Source organism: Sphingomonas antarctica (assembly GCF_965137005.1).
GTDB lineage: Bacteria > Pseudomonadota > Alphaproteobacteria > Sphingomonadales > Sphingomonadaceae > Sphingomonas_O > Sphingomonas_O antarctica.
Map to the genome: position 1 here is coordinate 24,576 of NZ_CBCRXM010000015.1, position 20,370 is coordinate 44,945.

The 20,370-nt window shown below is 63.3% G+C and carries 22 protein-coding genes and 1 pseudogene; 9 read left to right on the forward strand and 14 right to left on the reverse strand.

Features of this window, described 5'->3' with window-relative positions; all coding sequences use genetic code 11:
- Positions 1-3: 3 nt before the first annotated feature.
- From ACM9ME_RS13165 to ACM9ME_RS13180, 4 genes are all read right to left on the reverse strand, one after another.
- Positions 4-1,401 carry a recombinase family protein gene (locus ACM9ME_RS13165; protein ID WP_415643916.1) on the reverse strand — a complete coding sequence of 466 codons (1,398 nt, stop codon included), beginning with the start codon at positions 1,399-1,401 and terminating at the stop codon, positions 4-6.
- A gap of 2 nt (positions 1,402-1,403) precedes the next feature.
- Positions 1,404-1,859: a recombinase family protein gene (locus ACM9ME_RS13170; RefSeq protein WP_415643917.1), complete on the reverse strand. Its 456-nt coding sequence runs from the start codon at positions 1,857-1,859 to the stop codon at positions 1,404-1,406.
- A 2-nt stretch (positions 1,860-1,861) separates the two neighbouring features.
- Complete coding sequence (locus ACM9ME_RS13175; RefSeq protein WP_415643918.1) at positions 1,862-2,077, reverse strand: hypothetical protein; 216 nt, start codon at positions 2,075-2,077, stop codon at positions 1,862-1,864.
- Positions 2,078-2,252: 175 nt separating this feature from the next.
- Positions 2,253-2,597: a hypothetical protein gene (locus ACM9ME_RS13180; protein WP_415643919.1), complete on the reverse strand. Its 345-nt coding sequence runs from the start codon at positions 2,595-2,597 to the stop codon at positions 2,253-2,255.
- 467 nt (positions 2,598-3,064) lie between these two features.
- On the opposite strand from ACM9ME_RS13180, the gene ACM9ME_RS13185 reads away from it, so the two are divergent.
- Positions 3,065-3,406, forward strand: coding sequence for a hypothetical protein (locus ACM9ME_RS13185; protein ID WP_415643920.1), 342 nt, complete (start codon positions 3,065-3,067; stop codon positions 3,404-3,406).
- Between the two features lie 12 nt (positions 3,407-3,418).
- On the opposite strand, the gene ACM9ME_RS13190 is transcribed toward ACM9ME_RS13185, so the two are convergent.
- The 3 genes from ACM9ME_RS13190 to ACM9ME_RS13200 are packed head-to-tail and all read right to left on the reverse strand — an operon-like array spanning position 3,419 to position 5,495.
- Positions 3,419-4,174 (reverse strand): ThiF family adenylyltransferase, encoded by a 756-nt coding sequence (locus tag ACM9ME_RS13190; protein ID WP_415643921.1) that lies wholly within the window; start codon positions 4,172-4,174, stop codon positions 3,419-3,421.
- An 11-nt stretch (positions 4,175-4,185) separates the two neighbouring features.
- Positions 4,186-4,590, reverse strand: coding sequence for a hypothetical protein (locus ACM9ME_RS13195; protein WP_415643922.1), 405 nt, complete (start codon positions 4,588-4,590; stop codon positions 4,186-4,188).
- An 11-nt stretch (positions 4,591-4,601) separates the two neighbouring features.
- A complete protein-coding gene (locus ACM9ME_RS13200) occupies positions 4,602-5,495 on the reverse strand; it encodes a P-loop NTPase family protein (RefSeq protein WP_415643923.1) in 894 nt (297 codons plus the stop codon).
- Positions 5,496-5,719: 224 nt separating this feature from the next.
- Between ACM9ME_RS13200 and ACM9ME_RS13205 the strand changes: the two are divergent.
- The 7 genes and pseudogenes from ACM9ME_RS13205 to ACM9ME_RS13235 form a co-directional block, all read left to right on the forward strand.
- Positions 5,720-5,971: pseudogene (locus tag ACM9ME_RS13205) on the forward strand (LysR substrate-binding domain-containing protein); the annotation flags it as partial.
- A 109-nt stretch (positions 5,972-6,080) separates the two neighbouring features.
- Complete coding sequence (locus ACM9ME_RS13210; protein WP_415643924.1) at positions 6,081-7,475, forward strand: glycerate kinase type-2 family protein; 1,395 nt, start codon at positions 6,081-6,083, stop codon at positions 7,473-7,475.
- Complete coding sequence (locus tag ACM9ME_RS13215; protein WP_415643925.1) at positions 7,472-8,545, forward strand: ADP-ribosylglycohydrolase family protein; 1,074 nt, start codon at positions 7,472-7,474, stop codon at positions 8,543-8,545. The genes ACM9ME_RS13210 and ACM9ME_RS13215 overlap by 4 nt, the downstream gene beginning before the upstream one ends.
- Entirely contained in the window at positions 8,542-9,777 is a 1,236-nt protein-coding gene (locus ACM9ME_RS13220; RefSeq protein ID WP_415643926.1) for an MFS transporter, read from the forward strand. Before ACM9ME_RS13215 ends, ACM9ME_RS13220 begins: the two co-directional genes overlap by 4 nt.
- Positions 9,774-10,799, forward strand: a complete 1,026-nt coding sequence (locus tag ACM9ME_RS13225; protein ID WP_415643927.1) for a zinc-dependent alcohol dehydrogenase — start codon at positions 9,774-9,776, stop codon at positions 10,797-10,799. Before ACM9ME_RS13220 ends, ACM9ME_RS13225 begins: the two co-directional genes overlap by 4 nt.
- Positions 10,800-11,759 (forward strand): Gfo/Idh/MocA family protein, encoded by a 960-nt coding sequence (locus ACM9ME_RS13230; protein ID WP_415643928.1) that lies wholly within the window; start codon positions 10,800-10,802, stop codon positions 11,757-11,759. It begins immediately after the preceding gene.
- Entirely contained in the window at positions 11,749-13,416 is a 1,668-nt protein-coding gene (locus tag ACM9ME_RS13235) for a glycoside hydrolase family 36 protein (protein ID WP_415643929.1), read from the forward strand. The genes ACM9ME_RS13230 and ACM9ME_RS13235 overlap by 11 nt, the downstream gene beginning before the upstream one ends.
- A gap of 174 nt (positions 13,417-13,590) precedes the next feature.
- Here ACM9ME_RS13235 and ACM9ME_RS13240 read toward each other — a convergent pair whose 3' ends face one another.
- From ACM9ME_RS13240 to ACM9ME_RS13270, 7 genes are all read right to left on the reverse strand, one after another.
- Positions 13,591-15,651 (reverse strand): alkaline phosphatase D family protein, encoded by a 2,061-nt coding sequence (locus tag ACM9ME_RS13240; RefSeq protein WP_415643930.1) that lies wholly within the window; start codon positions 15,649-15,651, stop codon positions 13,591-13,593.
- Entirely contained in the window at positions 15,648-16,250 is a 603-nt protein-coding gene (locus ACM9ME_RS13245) for a nuclear transport factor 2 family protein (RefSeq protein WP_415643931.1), read from the reverse strand. Before ACM9ME_RS13245 ends, ACM9ME_RS13240 begins: the two co-directional genes overlap by 4 nt.
- Positions 16,240-16,656 (reverse strand): nuclear transport factor 2 family protein, encoded by a 417-nt coding sequence (locus tag ACM9ME_RS13250; RefSeq protein WP_415643932.1) that lies wholly within the window; start codon positions 16,654-16,656, stop codon positions 16,240-16,242. The genes ACM9ME_RS13245 and ACM9ME_RS13250 overlap by 11 nt, the downstream gene beginning before the upstream one ends.
- Before the next feature lie 200 nt (positions 16,657-16,856).
- Entirely contained in the window at positions 16,857-17,225 is a 369-nt protein-coding gene (locus ACM9ME_RS13255) for a YciI family protein (protein WP_415643933.1), read from the reverse strand.
- Positions 17,226-17,303: 78 nt separating this feature from the next.
- Positions 17,304-17,549 carry a hypothetical protein gene (locus ACM9ME_RS13260; protein ID WP_415643934.1) on the reverse strand — a complete coding sequence of 82 codons (246 nt, stop codon included), beginning with the start codon at positions 17,547-17,549 and terminating at the stop codon, positions 17,304-17,306.
- A 192-nt stretch (positions 17,550-17,741) separates the two neighbouring features.
- Positions 17,742-18,521 (reverse strand): DoxX family membrane protein, encoded by a 780-nt coding sequence (locus ACM9ME_RS13265; RefSeq protein WP_415643935.1) that lies wholly within the window; start codon positions 18,519-18,521, stop codon positions 17,742-17,744.
- Positions 18,518-19,543, reverse strand: coding sequence for a helix-turn-helix transcriptional regulator (locus ACM9ME_RS13270; RefSeq protein WP_415643936.1), 1,026 nt, complete (start codon positions 19,541-19,543; stop codon positions 18,518-18,520). The genes ACM9ME_RS13265 and ACM9ME_RS13270 overlap by 4 nt, the downstream gene beginning before the upstream one ends.
- Positions 19,544-19,710: 167 nt before the next feature.
- On the opposite strand from ACM9ME_RS13270, the gene ACM9ME_RS13275 reads away from it, so the two are divergent.
- Positions 19,711-20,334 (forward strand): TetR/AcrR family transcriptional regulator, encoded by a 624-nt coding sequence (locus ACM9ME_RS13275; protein WP_415643937.1) that lies wholly within the window; start codon positions 19,711-19,713, stop codon positions 20,332-20,334.
- Positions 20,335-20,370: the final 36 nt, after the last annotated feature.

Consider the following 20,370-nt stretch of genomic DNA (forward strand, 5'->3'; position numbering starts at 1 on the left):
TAGCTAGTCGGCGACGACGGCAGGATGCAGCACGACGGTCGGCAGTTGCTGGACCTGCGATAGCTGCTCCGCAAGCTGATCGCGTTCGGTGCGGGCCTTGGCAAGGACGTCGCGGATCTCGACAAAGTCTTCAGCGCCGTTGGCGACGGCTTCCACCAGACGTTCAATCTTGGCGACAGCTTCGGCGTGCCGCTTTTTGAGACGATCACCCTCGCGACCGAGTTCTTTGGACCGCTTCGCAAACTCTGCGCGATATTCTTGGACATAGACTTCAATGAGCTTCTCGTTGAGCATGTAGTGCTGCAGCCCATGCAGCACCCGGGTCTCAAGGCGATCGGTGGAGATGATGCGGTTGTTGGAACAGGCGTGCTTCCCACCCTCCTTGTGACGCGAGCACCCCCAACGATTTCCGCTGTGGATGGTCCAGCTACCGCCGCAGGATCCGCAGGTGACGAGGCCGGACAGGATATGCTTGGGGCGTCGGTTCTTTTCTGGCGCGCGACTCTGAACCTTGCCGAGCATGAGCTGCACCTTATCCCAGAGTGCGTCGTCGACGATCCGCAGCTCCGGCACCTCTTCGACCAGCCATTCGTTCTCGGGGTTGGCGCGGATGAGGTGCGTGCGGGTGCGTGGGTCGAGTACCTTCCTGGTGCGGTTGAACACCAACTGGCCGCGGTAAAGCCGGTTCTGGAGGATGCCGTTTTTACGCTTGCGATCGCCATAGATGGTGGAAGCCCGCCAGAATCGCGGTCCACTGAGCCGACCGCCCGGTGATTCTACGCCGTCCTGGTTTAGTCGTTCAGCGATCGCGCGGGGCGACTGTCCAGCAGCGAACTCCTCAAAGATGCGCCGGACGACCTTGCCCTGCTCTTCATCAACCTCGCGCAGACCCCGGATTAGTTCGCCACGATCATCGAACCGATTGGCTTTGCGATAGCCATAAGCCAATCCCGCTGCCGAGCGCTTCTGGGAAATGGTACCGCGCTGACCCCTTTTGATCTTGGCCGCCAGATCACGGCGGAACTGTGCGTCCATCAACCCGCGGAAGGTGGCGGTGATGTCGGTGACCTCGCCGTCTGAGAGCGTGAAGAGCCGGGCGCCCGCGAAAGTGATGCGTTCCCGGATCGTGAACGCGTCGCCCTGGTGCCGGGCGATGCGATCTGTCGCTTCCGCCACGACCTGATCGATCCCCCCGGCTTCGATCCGTGCCAGCATCGCACTCAATCCCGGCCGGCCGTTCTCGTCGATGCCGGCGGCACCGCTTATCGCGTAGTCGGTGAAGACCTCGACGACCGTCCATCCCTCGCGCTCGCACCGTTCACGGCAGATCGCTATCTGATCCTCGATGGATCGAGCATTCTGGAGGGCGCTTGAGAACCGCGCGTAGATGACAGTCTGCATATCTATCTCGACGCATCGCCGCGCCGCGCCGCGACGGCGGCACACGTACCGCGCTTGATCCTCGCGATCTGGTCATCTCGAAACGCAGTGTCGAATAATGCTAGGATGGCGGCGGCGATGTCGGTCCCCTCGCTCTCCGAAACACCGATCAACCGAGCGCCGGCGCGCTCGATGTGCTTTTGGATGGCGGACGCATCGCCTGGATCACGGGCAATGCGATCCATCGACTCGATCACGACATAGTCGATACCGCCCTCCTCGATGCGTCCAAGCAGGGCGCGCAACCCAAGACTTTCTTTCTGCTCGAGCTTTTTATTTCCGCTGCGCTTGTCGTCGAAGCCACCGACGACGGCCCAGCCGTTGCGTTCGCAATGTCCGCGGCATGAAGCGATCTGGTCAACGATCGTGCGCGCACTCGGCAAACCGCTCGATGCGCGGGCGTAGATGAAAGCGTTCATAGTTACTCCTGTTCCGGCCATGTCACTCGGTAAGGTTCCGACCCCATCGCCACGATCAGCGCCTGACCTTGAAGCAGCGGATGCCCGTCCTCCGTCGCGATGATCCGCCAGCCGCGCCCGCGCCACGCTACATAATCGACGATCTCGTCGATCATATGGCCGATGCTGCCCATGAGGACGGTGTCGGGAAGCACATCGTCCAACTCGACGCGTAGCACTCCGAACCGCGTCTGGAGAAAGAGCGGTTTGATCCTGGCACAAAGCTCCAGCGAGTGGTCGACGATGTTGATATCCAGGTAGTCGCCACCCGGGCGATGAAACCGGTGATGGTGGAGCGGGTGCTTGCAAATTTGCATCGGCCGCAGACCGGCCGGATAGTATCGTGGCATATTACTATGGACTGCCGGCTTGCGCGGGCGATTCAACAAAATGGGGGCAGTGCGGCCAAAACTGCCCAGGCTTCATCAAAGCCATTGCGTCGTCCAGCGTAAGTGCCTCGATGGCGAGGAGCGAGGTCAACAGTGGCGACGTTGACCGGACGACCTCGCTGATCTCCGTGCGGAACACCGTCATCAGGGCCGCCTCGCGCTCTTTCTCGATCTGGGCGGCGCCCGCACGGGCTTGGCGGCGTGCCTTTCGCACGCGGCGGCGATCCTCCTCGGTCGGTCCGTCGGAAACGGACGTCTGTTCGGGGAAGGCCGATAGGCTGGCAGAAGGTTTGACTGTTCTGAGCATCACTTCGATTGCCGATGGGCAGCAGCTGCCAATGACGGCATGCCGCCTGAACGTGCGCCGGCGCCTTGCGCTCGCATAGGTCGAGCCGCTTCCCCGAACGGCGTACCTGCTTGGCCAAGCTCGGCGACATCAGTCCGCGCCGTACACCGAGCGCAGACGGGCGCGGTCGCGTGCGACGTTCGCGCGAGCAAATGCCTTCACGAATTCGACGATTGCAGGGTCGGGATCGCTTGCAGGACCGGGCAGACTCACCCCAACGAACCCCACGCCGTTCTTGGCGGTGGATGGGTCTGCTGCGCGACCTTGATCCGTTGAAACTTTCATCCGTCAGCTTCTGACGGGATGGGTGCCATTCTAGCGATGTAAGTCCGACGCGACTGCAGGCGGGGGCTTCGACGACCGCAACGAGAGCTGTGAAGAAGAGACGGAAAGGGCTCTGGAGAAGTGATCCAGCTTGGGCTGGGGAAAAATTGAAGGCGCTCAAGATGATCATGATCTTCGTTCTGCTCGTCGGCTCGCTGGCGATCCTCAAGGCGCCGCTGCTGCTCGTCGATATCGCCGCGACCGTGATCGGCATGGTCATCGTTTGGCGCTGTCGCGTGCTGGGGAGTGAGCTAATCGCGCAGCGCGGCGCCACCCCGGCGTTCACCTCGTTCGACGCCCGGCCCACCCGCCGTCAGCGACGATTGATGGCGCGCTCGCTCGCCTGGTCGCTGCGACGAACCGAGATGGCGAGCCTTCTGCCGCTGGCCGATGCTCGTGCCGAGAGACTCGTGGTGGCGTGGGCCGCGCGCGCGGCCGAACAAGCGTGAGGCCGGACATCGTCACCCATCGACCTTCTCGGCCGGACGGTGGTCCTCGTTGAGCATATGGTTGCCATCGACCGCGAACGTCGCGTGGTACTCGCCTTCGAGGTCGAGGTAGAACCCGCGCAAGCGCTTCCAGCGCATCACCGCGAGTGCTGCGGCGAGCGCGTTCATGTCCGAAATCTGGATGTTGCTGCGATAAATCTCCGCGCCGCTCGTCTCGATCGGGATGCGTCCACGGGCGGTCGTGTGGCCGCGCACCGAAGGCGTGCTCGTGGTGACGCGCACCATCCCCATCAACTGGTCGTCGACGAGGGTGAGCCCGATGCCGGTGTCGATGAACGGGATGTCGCGCGACTGCAGCGCCGGGACGATCTCGGCGCGGGCCTCGACGCTGTCGACGCAGAGGAACGCGAAGTCGACCTCATCGAGCAACTTGAAATTGTCCGCGCCGAGGTGCGCCGCGTGCGCCTCGATGCACGCGTGCATCCGTCCATAGATGCGCGCGAAGTAATCGACCTTGAACATGCCGGCGTTGACTTCGGCCTGCGATGCGGCGCCGGGCGCGCGAAACGCATTGTGCTGCTCCATCACATCGCCATCGATGAGGAGGATGCGCTCGACAGGCGTCTTGGCGACGAGGTCGAGGATGTACGAGCCGTTGCCGCCACAGCCGATGATGGCGATCGTGCCGCCGGCGAGACGCGCCGACACCGCGTCGATCCCGGCGCGCGGGGTCGCGGTATCGGTGTAAACGAACGGGGATGCCGACATGGTTGCGCCTCTCAGCTCAAAACGGTGACGTTGGCGTTTATCAGCATGCCATCGGCCACGGGAACCACGTCGCCGGGAGAGAGCGAACCGGCGGGCCGCACCGTCGCCCCGCGGCGGTAGGTGACCGTCGCCGTCGACCAGGGCCGGTCGAGATCGGGATAGGCGAGCGCCAGGATCTGCTCGAACGTCGCGAGGCCACCGCGTAAGCCGAGCCAGCGCCCGTTGACGCAGACGAGCGTACGGCCGGCATCGAGGTTGGCGGGGCGCGCGCTGCTGCGTTCGTGCTCGCCGACCAGATAATAGGGCGCGCGATGGGCGGCGGGCGTCGCCGCGGGCGGATCGACGTCGTGCTGGAGCAGTGCGGCCGGCACCGCAGCGCCGTCGCCGAGGGTCTTGGTTGTGAGCGTCGTCATCATCAGTCTCCTTCTCAGTAGGGATCGAGGTCGGCGGTGGCGTGCCGCTCGGTGGCGAAGTCGTATTGCGCCTGGATCACGGCGCTGCGCAGATCCGCATAGGCCTTCGCGGGGGTAGTGAGCCCGCGCCAGTCGATGCGATCGACGATGTCGTGCCAGACGACCGCGGGGTCGTTGCGGGCAAGACCCAGATCGGCGAGCACCTCGATCAGGAGCGAAAGCGCGATCGTGGTGTCAGGCACGACATTCTTCTGCCGCATGGGGACAACCCGCAGGCGGTCGGCCAGCGGCAAGGGGAGGTTGGACGGGTCCGAGCACTGGATGAACCAGCTTACCTCGCCCAAGTCGACGCTGGTCGCGATCCTGTCTTCGCGCCACGCTCGCCCGAGCATCGGGTCGACCATCGCGACCAGTGCCATTGCCGCGTCGGCATTGTGCTCGGCACCGGCCACCGTGACGACCGGATTGGCGCACCGCGTCGCGGCCATCGCGGTGACGACCGGCGACACCCACAGGGCTTCGTTGATCCCGCCCGATGCCGATACATTCATCGCGATGACGGGATCGGACAGGTTTAGGATCACATGCGTCACGGCCGCGGCAGATGCGAGCATCCGTGCAGCGTGCGTCCGCCCGCAGCCGGCACGTCCAACCAATGCCGTCGCGGGCATCTTGAACCACGGTCGCTCCGCCGCGAGAAGGTCGTCACAGGCGTCGGCGACCGCATCGACGAAATCGCGTTGCCAGCCATGCCCGAGGTCGAACGCGATGCCGCCAGGGCCAAGGCGATCACCGCCCATCAGCGCGAACGGCTCCCCAAGCCCGAGCGGGGGTGTGGACGCGGCCATCGAGTGGCCGACGATCATCGCCGGGGTCGCGGGCTGGAATGGAGCGGGGAGCGTGTTCACTCGCCCCTCCACATGCGCAGCGGCCTTAGGCCGCCTGCAACGCGACCCTCCTTCTTCAGCCGCGCCTCGGTCTCGAACATCTCGTCGACCAGCCGCTTCTCCAGGGCATGGTCGCCGTTCGCCGCGGCATAGGCCAAATATTCGCGGAAAAGTGGCTTCTGCCAACGTAGCCAGTCGCACATCCGGTCGCGCTCGCTGCGGCCATCGAACTGCCGCGCTTCGATCTGCTCGCCGCCGGCACGGTCGACCGCCGCCAGCGCTGGACGCTCCATGCCGACGATCAGGCGATAACCGTCGAATTCAGTCCCAAGCTGATCTGCAACGACCTGTTGCTGCTGCGCGATGCGGCGGTCAGCGAGCTCGGCATCGCCAGCCTGCCCGCGTTCCTGTGCAAGCACGATCTCGCCGCTGGGCGTTTGCTCGAGGTCCTGCCCGGCTGGCAGACTCCCGAGCTCAATTTTTTTGCGCTATTCGCGGAGCCGCGCGAAATGCCCGTGCGCGTCCGCTCGCTGGTCGATTTCCTCGTCGAGAATTTGCGTTCCAATCTCAGTTGGGAGATTCACGGACGTTGCGCCCAGCGGAACAATGCGTCCCGCAATTCGCGGCTTGGCGGCGCGCGCCGGCCGCGTCAGCCTTGCGTCCGACCCGGCAAAGGCCGGCGGGGAGGATCTGATCGCCGACATTGCTGCATCGACCAGCCGTGCTGCCAGCCGCCCTGTACGCGACGATCTGCGCACGCTGTTCGACACCGCCGTGCACGCGGTCTCGGCCGAGGTCGCGATGCCGCGGACATTGCCGATTTCGGCGCACGGCCGCACCGTTGTCATTGCTGTGGGCAAGGCCGCAGCGGCGATGATGCGCGTCGCGCAGGCACGCGCCGCTAGACCGCTCGAAGGCCTCATCGTCACGCGCTACGGCCATTTGCCGCCGCAGGGCACCGCTGGGCCGGGCGTCGAGGTGATCGAGGCCGGACACCCCTACCCCGACGAACGCAGCGTTACCGCCGCTGCGCAGGTGCTTGACATGGCGCGCGGCCTCGACGCGGGCGATCGGCTGTTGCTGCTGCTGTCGGGCGGCGGCTCTGCGCTTCTCGCCGCGCCCGCACCCGGCCTGACGCTCGACGACAAACAGGGCGTTACCCGCGCCTTGCTGCAATCGGGCGCGACGATCGCCGAAATCAACTGCGTGCGAAAGCACCTCTCGGCAATCAAGGGCGGTCGCCTCGCGGTCGCCGCCGGCCCGGCGCAAGTCACTACCTGGATCATCAGCGACGTGCCCGGCGACGATCCGTCCTACGTCTCCTCCGGGCCGACGGTGGCGGACACCACCAGCCTCGCCGAAGCGCGTGAAATCATCGCTGAGTACGGCGTCCAGGTCTCCCCTCAAGTTGCCGCCGCCCTCGCCAATCCAGCCAACGAAACGCCCGAGGCCGACACGCTCGGCCTCGCCGGTGTCGAAACGCGCGTCATCGCCCGCGCGCGCGACGGGCTTGTCGCCGCCGGGGCCAAAGCCGCGGAACTTGGCTATCAGGTCATGGATCTGGGCGACCAACTCCAGGCCGAAGCGCGTCACCTCGGCGCCAGCCATGCCGCGCTCGCTCGCCGCCTTGCTAAGGACGGTAGGCCCCGCGCCATCCTTTCGGGCGGCGAAACCACCGTCACGGTCACCAACAAATCGGGCCGCGGCGGGCGCAATCTCGAATATCTGCTTGGCCTGGCCATTGCTCTTGACGGGGCGCCGGGCATCTCCGCCCTCGCATGCGACACTGATGGCATCGACGGCACTGAGGACGCGGCAGGCGCTATCGTTACGCCCGACACGATTGCCCGCGCCAAAGCCGCCGGTCTCGATCCGCAACGCCATCTCGACCGCAACGACGCCTATCTCTTTTTCGAAGAGCTTGACGATCTCGTCGTTACCGGCCCGACGCTGACCAACGTCAACGATTTCCGCGCCATCCTGATCGGATCCGATGAATGAACGATGCGCTATTCGACAGATTTTATGGTTGCCTGATTGGTGGCGCAATCGGCGATGCGATGGGCGCCCCGACCGAGGATTGGCATTACACCGACATTCGTGACAAATTCGGCCCGATCGACTCGTTTCATCCCCAGCCTGCGCGCAAGCGGGACGGCAAGCCGGGCCAGATCACCGACGACACCACGCTGCGCCACTATATGTGCCTCGCGATCATTAGGAAGGGCGGCCGCATTACGCCCGACGACTATGCGCAGGTCTGGCTTAGCGACCTTAATCCTGATCGCTTGTTCGTTACCGAACGCATCGTCCTGCACAAGCTGCAATTGGGCATGAGCCCGTGGGACAGCGGCCGCGGGCAGCCGCTCGCCGACGCCGCGATCATGGCGGTTGCCCCCATCGGCCTGATCAACGCGGGGAATCCGGCGCAAGCCCAACAGGACGGCTTTCTCATCTCCAGCGTGCATCAGGACGGGATCGAACGCGACGCTGCCGCCTGCATCGCAGCCGCATTCGCCGCCGCCTTCGAACCCGGCGCCACCGCTACTTCGATGCTGGATCGCGCCGCCGAACACGGCAATTTCGACACCCGTCGTCTGATCCAAATCGGCCGCGAACTCGCGGCGACGACCGGCAGCGTCGACCGGTTCATCGAGCAATTTTATCTGCGCTATCTCGACCGCTCCTTCCCCCGGCCCGCCGATCACAAGTGGGACGCCGAACGCTCGGTCAGCCCGACCAGCCGGGAGGTTTTGCCAATCGTCGCCGGCCTGTTCGAATTGTGTGGCGGCGAACCCAACGATTGCATTACGGCGGGCGCAAGCGTCGGGCGCGATGCCGACACAATCTGTACCGTGCTCGGCGGCCTGGGCGGCGCGCTGCACGGCGCGGGCGCCATCCGGCCGGATTGGATCGAGGCCAGCGAGGAGGCGAACGTAGGTTTCTTCGACGAAGTGGAGCCAGGCGAAACCTTCCGCTCGACTGCGATGAAGCTGGTCGGCGCGCTCGAAGCGGAGCGAATCCAGGTCCGAGCGCGACTGACCCGCCTCGATACGTTGGTGGCGGCATGACTGACCGCGCGATCAGTGGCCGCTACCCCTGGTTGCTCATCGGCCTGCTCTGGGTTGTTGCTTTCCTCAACGCTGCGGACCGCAACATTCTTCTCGCTGTCCTTCCCGACCTCAAGGCCGAGTTCGGTCTGACCAACAACCAACTCGCCTTGCTCGGCTCGGTGTTTTTCTGGATCTATGCTGTCGGCGCGTTTCTCGCGGGGCGGCTGGGTGACAGTGTGCGCCGCAGCCGCGTGATCATCCTCGGCCTCATTTTTTGGAGCATTGCCACCGGGGCCTCGAGCCTCGCCAATGGTTTCGCCCTCCTCCTCGCCATGCGTGGCATCGTCGCGGTGGGGGAGAGCGCCTATTACCCCACCGCCACCGCGCTGATCGGAGACTGGCACAAGCCGACGATGCGTAGCCGCGCGCTGTCGCTGCACCAGACCGCAGTGTTCGCGGGCGCCGGTCTGGGCGCGGTCGCCACCGGCTACGTCGCCGACGCGCTTAGCTGGCACGCGCCGTTCGTAATCTTCGGCGGTATCGGCTTGATCCACGCCATCGTGTTGTGGTCGATGCTCAAGGACGCGCCGATCAAGCACACCGCCGCCGAAGCCGGCAAGCCTGCCGAACCCATCGGTATCGTCCTCGGCATCCCGCCGGCGTTGATGCTCTGCGTCGTCTTCGCGCTGGCCACCGGCGCGTCCACCGGTGTCACCTTCTGGGCCCCCTATTTCGTTAAGGAACAGCTGGGCTTGAACTTGGCCAATTCGGCTTGGGTCGGCTCCGCGACGATCAACATCGCGGGGTTCCTGTCGGTGCCGCTCGGGGGCCTGCTGGCCGATACCCTCGCCAAGCGCAGCCCGATCGGCCGCTTCACTACCCTCGCCATCGGCCTCGGCCTGGCCGGCATCCTCCTGTTGCCGCTGCTCGGCGCCAAGACCGCCACCGAAATCGGCGTGGTCCTCGTCGCGACCAGTGTCGCCAAGGGGCTGTTCGACGGATGCATTTACGCCGCGATGCAGGATGTCGTCCCACCGCACGCGCGGGCTACCGCGGTCGGCATGATGACTATGATTGGCTTTTTCGGCGCGGGCATTACGCCGCTGATGGTTTCAGCGATCGCCGATGCCGCGGGCATGGGCGCCGGCATCGCCGCGATGGCGGCGCTTTACTTCATCGCCGTGGCCGTTCTGTTCCTCGGTCGCCCCTCCAGCCGCAAGGCGGTGCTTGCCAATGCGGTCCCGGTATGAAGGCACTCATCCTCAATGGGCCGTGCAATCTCGCCTTCGAGGACACGCCCGACGCGCCGCTCGCGCCGGCCGAAGTGCGCGTTCGCACGCTCTATTCGGGCATCAGCGCCGGCACTGAACTGACCCAATATCGCGGCACCAGCCCGTTTATGAACCGCCAGTGGGACGAGGCCCGCCGCTTGTTCGTTCCCGGCGGGGCAAGTTGGTCCTACCCCATCCGCAACCTGGGCTATGAGGAAGCGGGCGAGATCGTCGAACTCGGCAGCGCCGTTACCGGCCTGCGCGTCGGCCAGCGCATATACGGCGCGTGGCACCATCGCTCGCACCATATCGCTGACCAGGATTGGGCGCGCGACCGCCTGATGCCCGAGGGGCTGGACCCCCGCGCCGGCATCTTCAGCCATATCGGCGCGGTCGCGCTCAACGGTGTCCACGACGCGCGTATCCGCATCGGCGATGTCGTCGCGGTGTTTGGTCTCGGCGTGCCCGGGCAGATCGTCGCCCAAGCCGCACGTGCCTCCGGCGCAACGGTGATCACGGTCGATCCCGATGCCCAAAGACGCGGATTGGCGCTCAAATTTGGGGCAAAGCACGCTATTCCACCCGAAAACGCCGCCGAAACTATCAAGGAATTGACCCAAAACCGCGGTGCCGACGCCTGTATCGAGGTTTCCGGGGCCGCCCCTGCTCTGTCCGAAGCTATCCGCGCCGTCGCCTATTCCTCCCGCGTGGTGGCGATGGGCTTCTTTCAGGGCGAGCTGTCCGGCATCCGTCTAGGCGATGAATTCCATCACAACCGTGTCGAACTCGTGTGTTCGCAAATCTCCGGTACCGCCCCCGAAGCGCAGCACCGCTGGTCCAAGCCGCGCCTGTGGCGCACCGCGATCGAGCTGCAGGCGGCGGGGGTCCTCGATCTCATCCCGCTGATCACTGACCCCGTCCCCTTCGCCGAAGCGCCCACTCTCTTCGCACGCCTCGACAGAGGCGCGCTGGGCGTGATGCAGTCAGTCCTAGAGTTCTAGATGCGCGTTGGCATTCTGGGTTGCGGCGGGATCGCCGTCAGGCACGTCAACGCAGCCAAGGCAGCCGGCCTAGAGGTCGTTGCCGCCTGCAGCCGCGATATGGCCAAAGCGCAAGCTTTCACCGCCGTCAGCGGCGGCCAGCCATTCGACGATATCGAGCGCATGATCGACGCAGGGCTCGACCTGCTCGTCATCACCACCCCGCCCTTCGCCCGTCATGGGGAGGCCGAACATGCCGCTACGCGCGGAGTGAACCTGCTCGTCGAAAAACCCATCGCGCTTGATTACGATGCCGCCACGCGAATGGCCGATGCAGTCGACGCCGCGGGCGTCACCGCCGCGATCGGCTTCATGTACCGCCACGGCGCGGCAGTGCGAGACTGGAAGGCGCGCGACACCGGCCCGGTCGGGCTTTACGCTGGCGCGTATCACTGCAACGCGCTTCACGCCGACTGGTGGCGCGATGAGGCGCAATCGGGCGGCCAGATCCTCGAACAGGTGATCCACCAAATCGACCTGATCCGTCATCTGATGGGCGAACCCGCCACGGTCTATGCCCGTCGCGCCAACCTGTTTCATCGCGCCGCGCCCGGTTATTCGGTGGAGGACGTTTCGGCGATCGTGTTTGGCTGGGAGGACGGTCGCATCGCCACGCTTAACGCCTCAAACTTCGCCACGCCCGGCATCTGGCACAAGGAGTGGAACGTCTTCGCCGAGAAGCTCACTGGTCGCTTTACCGACTGGAACGAAGCGGTGTTCACCCCCACTATCACGGGCGCGGCACCCGAGCCGATCGTGAGTCCCGCCGACCCCTTCGTCACGCAGATGGAAGACATCGCCGCCGCGATCCGCGACAAACGACAACCGCTGATCCCGCTGTGCGAGGGTGCGACCACGCTCAAACTTGCACTCGCCGCGCGGCGATCGGCAGACGAACGCGGTGAGATCAATGTACGCTGAGCGCGGCTTGAAGGTCGATATCCTCGCCCCACTGATCAACGGCGAAGTGCCGCGGCATCGCACGGTCGATGGCGGTTGGGAATTGGAGGGTGGGGGGCGCGTCCTGCTCGACGTCCAGCCCGGCCGCTACACCGTTCGCATCGAAGGCGCCGACCACTCGCTCGACAGTTTGGGTCTGCGTCTCAATTACGCGGGTGCAAGGCTCTATCTCCGCAACGGCTATCACAGCTGGGACGGCAGCTTTTTCGTCGCACCCGGGACAGCCGCCGGCGACGGTCCGCCCGGCAAGGCGCCGACACTCGGTTTTGCGATGACCGCGCTGTTGCCCGAGCAACGCGAAGGGGCTCTTATCCTCGGCTTCGAGCGCCACGACCGCTTCCAGACGCGCTTCCGCTACGCCGACGACACGATCGATATCGAAACCCTGCTCGACCGCACCGGCGCGACCGAGGGGGAAACGCTCCTGGTGTTCGATGGGGACGAAGTCGAGCCGGCACTGCGCCGCTGGTCGAGGGCCGTCGCCGCCGCCTCCCCGCTAGCGCCGCACGTGCCGGAGAAACGCATCACCGGCTGGTGCTCATGGTACAATCTCTACGCCGCAATCGACGAGGCCGCGATCCTCGATCACCTCGTCGCCGCGCGCGATTTCCGCGACACGAATCAAGTCCCGCTCGACGTGTTCCTGATCGACGACGGCTTCACCCCCGAAATGGGCGATTGGCTCGACGTCAAACCGCAATTCCCGCGCGGAATGAAGCCGCTCCTCGCCACTGTTGCCGCCGCGGGTTTCCGCCCCGGACTGTGGATTGCGCCGTTTATGGTCGGGAACCGCTCCAAGCTAGCACAGGCGCATCCCGACTGGCTGGTCAAAGATGCCACCACGGGCGACCCCCTCGTGCAGATGCGCTTCTACGGCGAATTCCGCTGGCACAAGCGCAGCGAGGAATATCACATCCTCGACATTACGCATCCGGACGCCGAGGCGTATATTCGCCACGTTTTCCGTACCTGGGTGCGGGATTGGGGGGTGCGCTATTTCAAGACCGATTTCATGCTCTTCGGCAGCGAGCATGGCCCCGACACAGCATGTTGGCACACGCCGGAGTTGAGCCGCGTCGCCATCTGGCGGCGCATGGCTGCGTTGATCCGTGAAGAGATCGGCGCGGATTCGCTATGGCTCGGCTGCGGCTGTCCACTCTGGGCCTCGGTCGGTTATGTCGATGCGATGCGCATAGGTCGCGATATCGGCATTAGCTGGCACGGAGAATATTCGGCCGAAAGCCTGCTTCGCGACCAAGTCACCCGCAACCACGCTGCAGATGTGCTGTGGCAAGCCGATCCCGACTGCATCCTACTCCGTGACCGCTATCACGAGTTGAGCGACGAGCAGGTCAATTCGCTCGCCCAATTTGCAGCCAACGCGGGTGGCGTACTGATGACCAGCGACCATCTCGGCCAGTTGAGCGCGGCGCGGCAAAAGCTCTTTGCCGAGGCGCTGCGCGACGACGTCACCGGCTGCGAATATCCCCGCCTCGGCAATGCCAAGGCGCTGATCGAACAGTGCGTCCGCAGGGCCGACGGCAGCGCACAATCCTTCGCGTTTAACCCGACCGGCAGGAACGGCACCGTCCCACCCTACGGCTACCGTTCGGCATGACCGACGAAGCGATGGAAAGTGATGAGATGCGGCAACCGCTCTCCGCGTGCGACAGCGTGCGCCTCCGCTCACCTGCGCTCAAGGCGCGGTAACAGCTCTCGCCCCCGACAAGGCTCAGCAGGTTCGCGATAGCGGCCGAAGTTCTTGCAACCCCGCCCGCCAGGAGCCAAACGGTCACGCCGGAAACGGCTCCCCCGCGCTTACCTGCTGGTCTAATTTCATTTTCTCGCCGGCACGCCACCGCTCGACGCGATGTGCCACGCGATAGCGAATTGGCCCGCCGTCCGCCGTCGCCGCACGCGTCACCGGGCGGGGGACGCAAACAAACTCGGTCTCGATCACCTCACTTCCCGCCGTCACGACGGCGTAGCCATGCCCGCCCATGTCGCAGAATTCGAGGTGCGGAGCATTGTCGGGGTTGCGCAGCGCGAGCGCCGCCGCACGGTTGCCCGTCTTTGCGTATTCGAGCGCGGTGCGGACGCCGTGACGCAGAAGCAGGTTCACGGTCGGCTCGTGTGTGCCGTCCGGCCGCTCGGCCGTGAACAAACCACGTAGCCGGTGTCCCTTCAGCCCATACTCAAGCGCCTCCGCCAGCCCGGGCGCAGATAGTGAGCCGGTGATAAAGGCGACTCCGACCGGATCGAAGGGCGCTGGCGGCAGCGTCGGCGCGGCGTAACCAGCCCAGAAGCTGTGCCGGTCGCCTGACACCGTCACAAAGCCTTCGATGCGACGCTCACGTAGAAACCCGTCAAGCTCAGCGCGCTCGCGGTACATCGCGCCTAGGTCGCCGCCGCCAAAGCAAGCGTAGCCGCCGCCAGGCCACGCCCGCGTCACCCCTGCCGGCAGGTTTTGCGGATCGGCACGCCAGTCAAGGGTGCCGTTGGATGCGGCCCAGATCTTCCACGTCGCGGTCGAGGCAGCCATCCGCTCTTTCCACCAAGCCTTCTGCGTCTCGCCGAGAAGGGTGACCGGCGCCTCTTCGCGACGAAAGTTCGGAACCACTTTGCCGTCGAAGGCGATCGTCGACGGTGCGTTGCCACCGGCGTAGGCGCTCCCGCCGTCGAGCACCTCCATCACCTCCTGCGGAAAGAGGTTGGGGAAGTCGGCCAGGTTGAAGGGGGCAGCCTCGGGACGGCCGCTCGGATCGTCGCATGTATAGCTGTGGTGATCAGTGATAATCAGCTCCACGTTGGCCCCGTAGCGGAACCCGCGGTAGGCCGTCATGCTGGCCAGCGCCGCGAGGTTGTTTGGTTCGTCGCCTAGGCCCGCGGAGTCGAATCGTTCGATCGGCACGTTCGTTACCGCCGGTGGGTCGAACCGGTCGAGGCCTGGCCCGGACATCTTTGCGACGCGCGAGGGAATGTACTCCCACCAAGCCTGGTTTGCTGCAACGCGCAGCTGTTGCGCGGGCTCTACCGTGCCGCCGTACTTTATGAAGCTCTGCCAGCCCTGCCACGAGAACTCGTGATTGTCCCCGATGCACACAAACGGAAAGCGCGCGCGGGCGTCCTGGATGTCGGGATCAGCGACGTAAGCGCGATAAATGTGGCGATAGCCCTCGACGTCGGTGGGTACGTGGAAGTTGCCAACCTTGCGCGCGTTCGGCACCCGCCCGAGGTTGTTCACGGTGCGGCCGTAGCGTTGCGGCACCTCATCGGGATATTCGACGACCTCGTAAATGAAATCACCCAGATGGAGCACGAACCCGAGCTGTTGCGCGTCGGCAGCGCGCTCGTCCTCCCAGATCATTCGGCGGAAGGCGTTCTGGTAACCCTCGTTGACGCTCTGGCAAGACACGAACGCGAACCGCACCGTGCCATTGTTACCCTCGCGCGGCGCCGTGATCGTGCGACCGACGCGACTGCCGTTCCCGTCCGCGTCGGTGAAGCGGTACCAGTAGGCCGTGCTTGGCTTGAGTCCGGCGGCGAGCACGCGACAGGTCCAGTCGGACGCCGCGAGCGCCGGCGCGCGGACTGTCGCGACAACCTGCCGGAATTCCGGGTCACGCGCGACCTCCACCATTAGGGCGGCGTCGCCGCCGCCGGGAAGAGGCCGTCTGGTCCAGAGCACGACGCTGGTCGGTTCGGGATCGCCCGAAGCGACGCCCTCCGGGTAGAGGTCGCGTCGCTCGGCCCACCGCTGTCGAGAGGCCCGGGCGGGGCCGCTCCAGGCCAGCGTCGCCCCTATTGCAGCCGCTCCTGCGATAAAGGCGCGGCGGTCAACCGGCCCGCTCACGAAGCCACCGGCGTGACTTGGACGTAGACGACCACCCAGCGCCCGCAGCGACGGACGAAGGTGTCGGCGAAGCGGAAATGCTCGCGGAAGGGCTTTCCAGCGGCCGTCCCGCTAATAACGCCGTCCGCGGAGATAAGCGCGGCGTCGCGCCCGAGCGAGATGACGCGCCGGTCGCTTATGACGAAGGGATTGAGACGCTGAGAGCTGTCGGTAAAGTTTGCAATGAACGCGCGACGGTCTGCCGGCCGGCCGGAACCGCGGATGTAAACGAGGTCCCGAGCCAGGAAGCGCTCCAGTAGAGACACATTGCCATGGAACTGCGCATCGTCGAAGGCTTGTGATGCCGCATCTATGTCCACCGCCACATCCTGACTCTTCCGACAGACTTCCTGGGACGCATGCGCGGGAGCTTGTAGCCCAACCAGAGTGATGACGGCGGCGACCCCGACAATAAAGGCGCGCAGGCCGACCTGTTCGTGATCTGCGGTCACGATGACGAGCTTGAACGCTGGGAGTAGATCGCACGCCAGGCTCCGCCCTCGTAAACGAAGTCGTCCTTCAGCGGCGCGATAAACGCCGAAATCGGCGTCAACTTGCATCTCCGAGCGTGACGAAGTCTCCGTCGATAGCTGGTGATGCTGCCGCTACGGTCGGCAGGGCTGGATCGAAGAAAAACCGCTCCTCGGCGATCCGGTCGCCCCGCCACCGCTGAAGCGCGACCTCCTCCATCCTCCGGGTGGTACCCGCCGGGTCGATAATATCGAAAGTCCAATGGATCGCGACATCGTCACCATCGTGCAAAACACGAGTGGGCGGATGCGATCGGATGTCAAATGCGCTTAGCATTCGCTTCTCGATCGCGATCAGCGTCGATAAGCCCCGCCTGTCGGGACCGTTGTTCTCGCGCGTAATTGCGTCCTCGTGGTAGTAATCGCGTAGGGCGTCCACGAATTGGCCCGTGACGACTGTATCTACAAATGAATTCAGCCTCTCACGCGTCGGCATCGGACATTCCTTTCCAAACGTCATTACGCAGTCGCGAGCGTTCGTCGGTGCGATCAGGAGCGTTGTCGACCCAAAAAGGCGAATTCGCTTCTGCCAAACAGTTTGAGATGGCTTCCTAATCTAACATTGTATGTATCCAGTTGCATCGCAGCTCGAAGAGCCTTTTGAACGGCACCGTGAAGGTAGCCGCTCGCCACCGCTCAGCTGTTACCGTCGGAGTCTGCGATTGCGCGAATTTCAATGATGCTGGGCCCCTGCATCGGATTTGGGCAGCGCTTAACCCAGGCTATGGCGTCGTCCATGTCCTTGACATCCCAAAGCCAAAACCCCGCGACCAGTTCGCTAGGGTTGGCGAAAGGGCCATCGCTGACGGTGCGATCAGAGCCATCGAACAAGACCCGTTTGCCCGATGCTGAGCTCTTCAGCCCTTCGGCCATTACCAAAATGCCAGCATCACGCAGCTCATCGTTGAACCTGTCCATCGCCGCCATCATCTTGCTCGTTTCCGGCTCCGGAAAAATACCACTCTCACTTTCAAGCGTTGCCTTTACGAATACTATTACACGCATTGCTACTCTCCGGATGTTGGCCTTGTTGTCCGTGGAGTCCGACCAAGTTGCTCGAACGGACTCTTTCCATCTGAACGGTTACCTTGGAACCACAGCGTTCGGGTCTGGATCGTTATTTAGCGCGTTGAGCGTCCCGGGCATCACGATCCGAGACGTCTCATCAAATGCGCGCGCCTCGATCACGCGCCATTCGCGCACGGTATGGCAAACGCGCCGTTTCTGCACCAAGCTGCCGATAACGTCCTCCTGGACGCAGCGGACAGCCGCCCCAGGATCGCCCGCCGCGGGTGCGATGCTAGTTAAAGCTAAAACAAATGAAATCATGCGTCACTCCAAATAGATTGCGGCCGAATGGCGAGAATCTGAAGATTGTGCATTTCTTAAATCGTGATCGGCGCCACCAACATTCCAAAATCGCGCCAGAAAATGACGCAACAATCGGGTTATGACTGCAGCCAAAGTCCCCGGCACTAGGGTGGCGAGCCCAAAACCCTTCATGCTCACAGCAGCCGCATATCAGTGACGCGCAATACTATCGCCCGCATAGCGCATCATCGCAGACGCGCCACTGATCGACAGCGCAATGAATAGCATGACCCATTCTGCATGAACCGTCGGTGCTGCAACCACACGAGGGAGGTGAAGCAAAACAACAAATGATCCGCACATGGCGGCAAGCAAGGTCGCCGCAAGTCTTGCCTTAATCCCAGAAACTAGAGCTAGCCCGGCCAGCACATGGCCCGCGCCGGTGGCGTAGGCCCATGCCAGCGGTGCCGGCAGCCAACCAGGCACCATCGCGGCAGTAAACGACGGATAGACGAAGTGGCTCAAACCGAAGATCAGCGCACAACCGCCAACAAACATTCTCGTGTAACTTGCCAGCCGATCTCGGCTTGTGAACGTAGCGACGATCATTATAGCGCCTGCGGCGATCACGCCGATTTCCGCGAGCCCGAGCCAAGCAACAAGGCTGGAGGGCTCGCGCACAACCCGCGGGAGCATCAAGACAACCCACCAACCGACGTCAAATGTCGCCGCAACAGCCGCTGCAACGAGCGTAAGACGAGGGACGAGAAGGACGAGACCCGTGGTACACATCCCCACACCGATTATCACCGCTACGGCTGCCCGCATTGGAAAAATTGCTGGCACAGGCTGCCATTGCAGGGCGAAGTCCCTGAACATAATGCCGGTCAGTCCCAAGCCAATCGCACCAAGGGCATAAATCCAAACCTCGGGCGAATTATTAGGTCGCTCGGCCTCACCCGGCAAAGCTTCTGAAGCTACTCCGCTCAAATCGAAATCCTCATTGATCGATCAGCAACGGGACGGCACGGCGTTAGCCGCGGGCCGCCTCTAGCCGCGCTTAACGGACGTGCCTTCCAAGATGCCGGCTTCGCATGAAGGGAGCCTCGGAATACATCACGTATGTACGAAGGCGTTTTCTTAAATGTTGCTAAAAACACTGAAGAGTAATGGCTATGACTCGAGAAACCAACATTTAGTGCGAGGGCCGTCAGATCATCGCAGTCACGAATATGGTTTAGCGATGCTGCAAGGCGCAACCGCCTCATATACTTATACAGCGGCTCGCCCTCGCACTTCGTGAATACTTGACTAAGGTAAATGGCGTTCAGGCCAACGGCGTCTGCAACTTCTTGCAGTGTAATCTTCCTGCCGCTGTTCCAATGTAGGAATTCCTTGGTCCGCGAAATCACACGCCGATTAGCAGAAGTGTCACTGCGCACAGGACCGACCGCTGCAACGGCCGCCTGCAGGATCTGCAGGACTGCGTCATCGATTTCTAATGGAGTTGCGCCTGCGAGTGCATCGAAGACAGCGGCGCGGCTCATCAACTGAACGCTTGGACTGGCCGGCCATGCTGCGCTCTTTCCAAGGATCTGCCGTCCACGATGGATTCGGTCCGCTTTGACCAGCGCTTCCACAGTTTCGGCACTTGGAGTGATCGCTATCGAAACATCCCCTGACACAGGGTGCGAGGTTGCATAGCTTTCGCGGCCCGCGAAAAACAACACGCGATTGGCATCGGCAAATATCTGTTCGGTTGGCCGATGCCATATGTATGAGCCGGTCAACGGGACGACAAAATGAGCCGGCTCGATATAGCCGGTCGGGCTGAGCTCCCGATCGGCGCGGGCGCAGCGTGCCAGCGCCAATTCCGCAACTGAGCCTTTGTTGAGTGTGATCAAATCGCTGTCGACCGACGGTAGCGCGAGCGAAATATTTGCGCCGGACAAGAGATCTTTATCTGCCCCCGATGCGCCGCGATCGGCCGGTAAATGCGACTGTTTGTTCATAGGTGACCTACCACGCTTCCGACATAGATCTTTGAGGATGTGCTGGCTGTCAAAAAGCCAAGGCTTTACAAAATTCCTTCGATTTCTGCAGTAAATATTCCATTCTGAAAAAATTATCCTTGGTTTGCTGAAAGTCAGAAGCAGCGGTCCGGTTGTAAGTCGCCGGGATGAGCACTGTCGCGCACCAAGCCTTGAGATCTCATGCGCGAGAGCCGCATTTAATCGAAGCGGCACGCGCCCTATTCGCAAAGCACCCTATCGAACGGGTGACTTTGAACATGCTCGGTTTGGCCGCAGGGATCGAACGAACGTGGGTCCATCGGTGGGGTTCGCGTGAAGACCTGTACCGACGTGCCTCGCGGATTTGGCTGTCTGCCCTTGATGAGGCGCTCGCCTGCGACGTTCGTATTGATAATGGCGTGATACGCTATCTTGCCGATCAGGCATCGGCTCTCGTCAAGCATTTCGAGCGCGAAACGTATCGTGACCTGATGCTGGTCTTGGTGCGAGATGGCGAATCAGTTCCTTGGTTGGTCGAGGCCTATACGTTGCGCGTCGAGCGATTGGTGGCTCAAGTTGAACTGAGGATTGGGGCAGCTTCGCGGCGATTGGGCGCAAATGTTGGCGCCCCTCGCGACGCCATACGTCACTTCATTCGCGAACTCGAATTACAGTTTGCTGTTCGCTCGATGACACCTGGGGCACCAACTAACCTTCGCGACCCGTCGGCGCTTCTAAAGCGAGCATGCAGCGATCTAAACGCCACTCTTGTTGTGTTTGAAACAACCTAGCGGCTTCCTAAACTCCCAAAAGCGCCATCGTGTTGT